Source organism: Parabacteroides sp. TM07-1AC, from assembly GCF_003480915.1.
GTDB lineage: Bacteria > Bacteroidota > Bacteroidia > Bacteroidales > Tannerellaceae > Parabacteroides > Parabacteroides chongii.
Genome location: NZ_QUKD01000011.1, coordinates 234,936 through 242,515, shown reverse-complemented (window position 1 = coordinate 242,515; position 7,580 = coordinate 234,936). Strand labels below are relative to the sequence as shown.

Sequence of the window (7,580 nt, the reverse complement as noted above, 5' to 3'; positions counted from 1 at the left end):
GTCTTTACGTGACGATACGGCACTTTATTTCCGTTTATTGCGCTTTAGGTCGTTTTATCTCCGTTAACTGGAAACCGTTAAGCCTAAAAACAGCATCGCCACCCTACCTTTGTTTCTCGATTATGAGACAAAGATAGGATGGCGATACAAAGCCGTGTCCGGTTATGAAAGGTTACGTCCGGTTATGTCCGGATAAAAGAGGATAAAGCCAAAAAACTCCGAAAAAGATCCTGTTATTGAACCTACTGTTTTCTATTTACAAAATCAGGAACACTCCTTTACTAATCAATTCAGAATCCAAATCTAGAATACTCACTTTGATCTATATCCCTGACACAACGAATATTTGCAGGATAATCAGTACCATTAGGACCAGACAATCCCATATGTCCTCCATTATACATATAGCCATTTGCATTATAACTTTTAGAACCAGGTCCATTACTCAATAGACCAAAACTATACAAAGTACGCGTTATATAAGTACCTGATATATCATAACGATCAGCAAACATCGTATACTCACGTTGATTAGGTAAACGCCAACCGTTTTTAGTATCACATGGAGACTCATTGTTATCAGCCTTTTTATTCACCTCTACAAGAAACCTATTTGCATCTACTGCCTTCTTTTGAACCAAAAAGGCTTTATACAATTTATTATTTTCCTCATCTTCAAAATGTTTGCCTAACTCATTTCTAACTTGCTTATTCCTAAAGGACTTTTTATTAAGATTTATCACCTCTATCAAACGGTAATTTTTATTTTCTCTAGAATTTATTAGATCTGGTATTTCACTTTCAGGACCAGAAGTAATTTTGCCATATGTTTTCCCTAAATTACGGGCACAGCGAATTTCCACCATACCATCAGGAACTCTATTTTTATTACCAAATCCACTAATAGAGGCTCCTTCCTCCGACCAAAATATATTTCTATTCCAAGTATTTGAAGCAAAATGTACCTTCTCATATTTAATTTTAGAATAAGGATACAGCCAAGCTTCTTGATCTATACCTTCAGTTCCCATCCAAATATCATTGTATTGATTTGAAGCAGGAAGATACCATTTAATCTCATTTTCATTAATATCTCCATCTCCATTCTCATCCCTATTTCGAGACATGCACGCAGCGTAGGCATATTTAGATATATCATCATTTTCCCATCCGCCTTTTTGCCCCACCATAGTACCTAATTCCTGAATCATATTAGCTCTACCATCATATTGATCCCTAGGACCTGCTTGCGATGGTTTATTAAAATTACAAATATCATTATCTGTAATAGTAGTATAATAAGGCAATCTTTTTGATTCATTCACCCATTCAATTCCCCATGCAGCATCTACTTTATCCACATCATAAATAGATTGAATGGGCTTTTGAGAAAAATAATATTTCGCATCCGTAACAGAACTTCCATGCCCTGTTTGGGTATTCATGATAATTTTCATTTCACGGTTTTGTCCATTGATACCTTCTTTCCAGTCATCATCTCCATAATAATATTCTAGCACAAAAACTCTAAAATAAGCCTTTCCACTTTCATCAAAGAAATCAGAATTCTCATTATTAATTGCACTTTTTATATCATCGACAAATTCTTTCACTGTCAATTTATTTGTTGCATCATCACCTGGATAAGCTACATTATCTTCCAATTTACTTTTCTTAACAAAACGAACCCAGTCAATATCAATAGAACTTCCATTCTCTTTGGTTTTATCATCTTGCCATTGATAACCTGTTTTTGGGGTTTTAACGGAGAAACCATATTCTATTCCTTCTTTTAAATCATTCCGATCAACAACTATATCAAAAGAACAGTTATGAGAATCCAATGATTCTATCTGTTGACCAGAACCATCAGTATAATAAACATCTCCATCTCCCGTCTGATAGTTATAATAATCTTCTTCTACAACTTCCTGTATAATTTTATTGACATCGGTTACAGTTATATTATACTCATATTTCTTATTTCGTTTCGTCTCAAAATTATTTACATTTTTATCAATATAACCTAAGTAGATATAATATGTCACATTCGCATGAACTTTCGCAGAAGCCACCTCTCCTGAAGAATTATAGCTAGCCGGTCCATCATATTCTCCGGTTAAAACCAAATAGGAAGATCCAGTTGGAGCAAAACCAGGACGATCATCATATTTAAGGCTCTGCGCGCTAGAAGATTTTCGATTTTCAGACATATAAAAAGTAAATTTTTTTGAATTGGGAACAGGTTCTGCTTGCTCCATATCAAAATACTGCCCAGTCGCATCATTTTCTTTCTCAAAGAGATTGGTTGTATAAGGCACATTTTTTATTTGCCAAGTTTTAGGAGTAAAAGTGACATTCTCTCCTGCTTTAATACTAAAAGTGACCGCTGAACTAACTCGTCTTAAATAAATCTTTTTATCTGTAATAACATTCTTTCCAGGAGTAATGCTTATAACACTAGCATCATTATCAGTTCCTGATGAAGCCAGATAACCACTCATTAAAACATAACCATCCATATATGAAATAAGCTCACCATTCAAAGTGGCAGTAATATCCATTAAAGCACTTTTAGTATTTATAGCTTTTAGCTCCTCCACACTAAATGAGCCATCCTCTTTATCAAGTCGGTAAGATCCTCCCTCAACATTTGCTAAAGCATATAATTGAACATCATTCGTTGATTCAACCGAAAATGTTATGTTTGTCGATGCACTCTCATTACCCAAACCATTCTTAAAATAAACGCATTCTGCAGCATCTCCTTTGATGAGAAATATCATTAAATCGAAAACCTTACCATCATTTGCTAATGCTTCTCCGGAACGGGTCTGGATTTTATCCATCTGAACAGCATTCAAAGACAAAGACACCGTTGCCGGTAAACCTTCCTCTACCTGTTCTCTCTTCTCCGCATACTCTTCATTAGTACAAGACACAAGTAATAAACTGCAGAGCAATACAATCGTATATAAATTATTCCAGTTCATATAGTACATTTTTTTAGTCTTTTATTTATTAAAGCAGGATTTCTACTTTTATAGGCTCTTCATTCACCACTTCATATTCAAGAGTAAGATTCGATTTATTCATAACCAACTTACCTATCACTTCATAATAATTACCAGCTAGAAGACCTTCGGTTGTTTCATTTGGATTGATTTTAATCATAAACTCTAAATCAGAAGTACCTATAGGTTTCATGTCTGTTGTATTTTCGACAATATCACTAGGCTGATCATCCTTTATATAATCATACACAAAAGTTGTATTTCCATCTCCCCAACCGTTACTCTTATCATTCCACATAGCATGAATCCCACCTCTAGGTTTCCATATTTCTTCTTTTACTAAATTACCTTTAGCTAAAGCCCCTGTTAGATTTATAGATAAAGATTGATCGTTCAGTGATTCTACATAATAAGGCTTTTGATATGTATAGAATAACAATCTTACATTTTTTATACCTTCACCCATATTAGTTATTTCTACAGGTTTACAAGTTGACGAATTTAGCTGTCCTTTTGGAGGCAATAAATATGAAGATGTTTCTATATTATTAATAGTCACTTTTTCCATATTAAACACAAAAGTATCATAAGTTGTCGTTATTTTTTTAAAAACCAGCCCTGTAATATGCGCATATTTTTTACCTCCAAATTCTTTTTTCCCATCAAAACCATTGGGACATTTATCAGCATTCTTACATTGATAAGCTGTTGCCAGAAAATCTCCTTCAGGTTTGGAAGATGATACTTTAAATTTTACATCACTATTTTGATCACTGTTTTCAATAATATATATTGGGGAGCTACTATCATTTACATCATTTATATCCTTCTTCTTGATTGCATTCAAGACATCCTGGGCTGGATACTTCCCAAAATATTCGCCCTCCTCAACAATTGTTTTGCCCTCCGAAGTTGGTAAAATCACACTCAGGTTCAAATAAATTTTAGCAGCCAACTGTGTTAATGGGATAACTGCTTCTCCTATTTCACGATCATTCGAATCAACAAGGTTGCCATTTACATTAAAACGCATATCTTTTTCTCCTGTTTTAATCAGAGAAGAAGGATCGAAGGTATAATAATCTTTACTCTTTCCTATTTCCGTTATAATTTTTGCCTCAGTTAATTCTGCATATGTTTTATTTTTGTATTCCGGAACTAAATCAAACGGTAAATTGGCTATAGCCACAACTTTCAGATCTGTTTTAATGGGTAATGTCAATCCTTCAACTTTAAAGGAACCTATCTTATCTTCTTCTATTGAATAATCATCTGCCAATATTCTCCTGGTCCATAGGTTATCTTCTCCTTTTGCGAAAATAGCAATGAAACAGTTATTTACAGTCAACTCTTCCTTTGTTGAGTAACTAAAACCTTCTGCATGTCCAGGTACCTCCTCAGCAGCTAAAGTTTCCGTAGCCTTCGTATTCCTCTCATTCATCATGAAATTTAAAGTGAATGTACCTGTATTATAAGGAGGCTCACCTACCGGGCTCTCTTCACTACATGAGGTAATGATAATTAACATCATTAAGACTAGTCCTATTATTCTTTTCGTATCCATAATATTATTATTTTACCCTTTTCTATTATTTAATTATACCTTCTATCTCACCTAAATCGATAGTGTTAGGTATCCAATCAGCAACCTTAAAGTTAATATCTACTGAAGTCTCTGAGACTGTTACATATAGTTTATATAATTTTCCTGCTTCTACTTTTTCTACAGGACCTGCATTCCCCGGACTCTTAATTTTAATAACTTTCGTATATTCAGCTCCACCTTCTTCTAAAGTATACACTATTTTCAAAGCTGTTTTTCTCTCTTCCAAAGATGTTTCATTCCTATATGTATAAAAACGGATTTGTTTAATACTTTCATATTTGGGATTTACATGGTCTGGATAATAGTCCAGATCTTTATAGTCGCGATTAAAAGTATAATCATCACCTACCCCACAAGCCGCTACTTTATCATAATTATCACCATCATCTTCTACTGTTCTGTCGGGATTCAAATATGTTTTATTTTTAAGATTTACCAGCTCAACACTTTTGACTCTTCCTAACTCCTCCACACCATCTTTCTGTCCCGCTCTTCTTATTTTAAAACTCTCTAATAAAACGGCTGATGTGACTTGATATACAGGTATAAGAATCTTATTACAACGATCATCATGTTTTGATACATCTTCTTTCAAAATCAGATTTTCACCTGCAGGCAGTTCATATGAGCCTTGCTTCACAAAAATATTAATATGGCTTTTTATCAGATTGTTTTGTATACCATTCCAAGTAGTACATTGCATAAAACCATCCTTGTCTGAATCTGAAGTTCCATCTGAATTTACATTTGACTCCAAATTTGCAATTGCAAAAAATCTCAGTTTGGGATTCTCTCCATTATGAACTTTGATTGTTATATGTTTTTTTAATGTCGGATAATTTTTACCATCAATCTTACTCCATCCAAAATCCCCCGAATTATAGGTACTGTAGAAATCTGATGCTATTACATTATCAGATTCGTCTATTACTGCGATATAACAACTTGAAAGTGAAGCCTCAGTTGTATCCTCATTAGGATCACTCTCACCGTCTTCTTCCACGCTTGATCTTGTTTGAGTAGTACCCGTTGATAATGAAAATTCAAATTCGGCATAAGCTTCAGCTTCTATATTATTATCGGGAGCCTTTGTTTCAACGCCGTCTAATATATCGTCTTCCGAAGAACATGCTACAGCGATGAACAGGAAAAATAAAACTGATAATCTATTTATTGCTTTCATAACCCTACACTTAAATATCGTTTCTAAAATCATATTCGTTTATCTTATGATGCAAAGGTAGGGTGGTTCCAAAAGAGTGGCGATAGGCGAAACTTTCAAGATTAAGGGGTAAAAATCGCAACCTGTCAGATTGATAGAAGTGCCTTTTCTATACGAGAGGAATGCCAATATGTATATAGAATAGTCCCCCTCAGGGAGGGTATTTATTATAATAAATGAGAATTTTCGGCAATAAGAGAGAGATACCTATTATTTTGAAACTTATAACAACAATCAGAAAGGTTTATACCTCCCCTTCTAAAAGACAAACTCCTAAAAACAAATAAATCGGAGCCGTAATAGACACGCTCCGGTTTATCAATATATATATTCACAGACTAATTCACATCATCTTCTGTCTGTTTGATCACTTTCCAGGGTTGTACATCTATTGAAAAGCTTAAACAAGCATTCAACATGTTTTTGTCCGGATTAGCAGTACCTTCACCGGTAAGGGTCGCATGCACTTTATAAATATAGTTACGTTTTACCTGATAGTCCTCATTTGAATGCCTGATAGGGATACGAAAACTTCTCTCTTCATTTATAGGACCATTTTTCCAGTTACCGGTTATGATGAGCATTGTATTTATTTTTGTATTAGCAGTGGAGGGCAGATCTTCCTTATCATCAGGAGTCACATCTACACTTTGAAATTCAAACGCATAGAATTGAGCCATATCATGAGTACCCTCTGCTTTTTGAGTCGTTTGATCATTGAATGTTATAGTTGAAGTTTTTTTACTACTCAATGCAATTCCTTCATAAGATTTACTCAATGCATTCGCAGCATACTGTCCTTTCCCCAAATAATAGTCTGCACGCTCTATTGTTTCCGGAAATCCCCTATAAAAATCATCCTTTAGCATATCGCCAGGTTGTAAACTACCGCTTTGTTCTACATACAAAGAGTAATTACTTACATTTGCCAAAGACACTTTTGTTAATTCAAATTCAGCATTATCATAATTATTATCAAAAGCGACTGTCAATGATTCTAACTGTACACGAGCAACATAACGAACCAATGAAATCCGGTTAGTAACTTTATACGAAGTACTACCTGCCATATAAATACCATCTGTTCCTTTTTCCAGTTTCTTGTAATCGTTACCATTTCCCGGGTTTGATGTTAAAACAGGATTTTTGTTTCCAGCTTCCATCCAGTTATTATAAGCAGTACCAGCGATCATACCTTCCACTGTCAGCTCACTACTACTCATAGGAATATACTGTTCACTTTTTTCACTCATTACTCCATCAAAAGAACAATTGGTAATACCGCTAAATTTAGCTTTTACAAAAGCGCCATAATCCGCAATATCACTCGAAGCCAATGAAACATTTGCCAATAAATAAACTTTTAATTTGGTAGTTGAGATTTGTCCTGCTTCTATAGCTGCTACTTTTACGATAATATCTTTAATTTCTGTATTACCATTTTCATCTTGACTAGGTTCTTCAACAGTTTTCGTTGCAGCTAACTTGCCATCTTCATAAAAAACGACAGCCGTCAATGTATGAATTTTACGCTCTTTTTTATCACCAACTTCAGTCGCAGGATCTCCATCTTCTACATTTCCCGCTTTTGTTATTGTACCCGTATTTGCCGTCGTTGAAATAGACAAATAGGAATCTATCTGCTGATATACCGGTTCGCCGGGACCGTCGTCGTCCGAACAGGAAGCGAATGCACAGGCAACCAATGTGGATAAAAATAAATGTTTGAGTTTCATAT

At 34.6% G+C, this 7,580-nt stretch carries 4 protein-coding genes; all 4 read right to left on the bottom strand.

Going from position 1 to position 7,580, the window contains the following annotated elements; all coding sequences use genetic code 11:
- Positions 1-290: 290 nt before the first annotated feature.
- The 4 genes from DXD68_RS20050 to DXD68_RS20035 all read right to left on the bottom strand — a co-directional run bounded on the left by DXD68_RS20050 (position 291) and on the right by DXD68_RS20035 (position 7,578).
- The gene (locus tag DXD68_RS20050; RefSeq protein ID WP_158585914.1) at positions 291-2,993 is read right to left on the bottom strand and encodes a DUF4906 domain-containing protein; all 2,703 of its coding nucleotides are present in this window, start codon (positions 2,991-2,993) and stop codon (positions 291-293) included.
- Between the two features lie 28 nt (positions 2,994-3,021).
- Complete coding sequence (locus tag DXD68_RS20045; protein ID WP_147383018.1) at positions 3,022-4,578, bottom strand: hypothetical protein; 1,557 nt, start codon at positions 4,576-4,578, stop codon at positions 3,022-3,024.
- Between the two features lie 25 nt (positions 4,579-4,603).
- Positions 4,604-5,803 carry a hypothetical protein gene (locus DXD68_RS20040; protein WP_122363264.1) on the bottom strand — a complete coding sequence of 400 codons (1,200 nt, stop codon included), beginning with the start codon at positions 5,801-5,803 and terminating at the stop codon, positions 4,604-4,606.
- Between the two features lie 377 nt (positions 5,804-6,180).
- Positions 6,181-7,578 carry a fimbrial protein gene (locus DXD68_RS20035; protein WP_122363263.1) on the bottom strand — a complete coding sequence of 466 codons (1,398 nt, stop codon included), beginning with the start codon at positions 7,576-7,578 and terminating at the stop codon, positions 6,181-6,183.
- Positions 7,579-7,580: the final 2 nt, after the last annotated feature.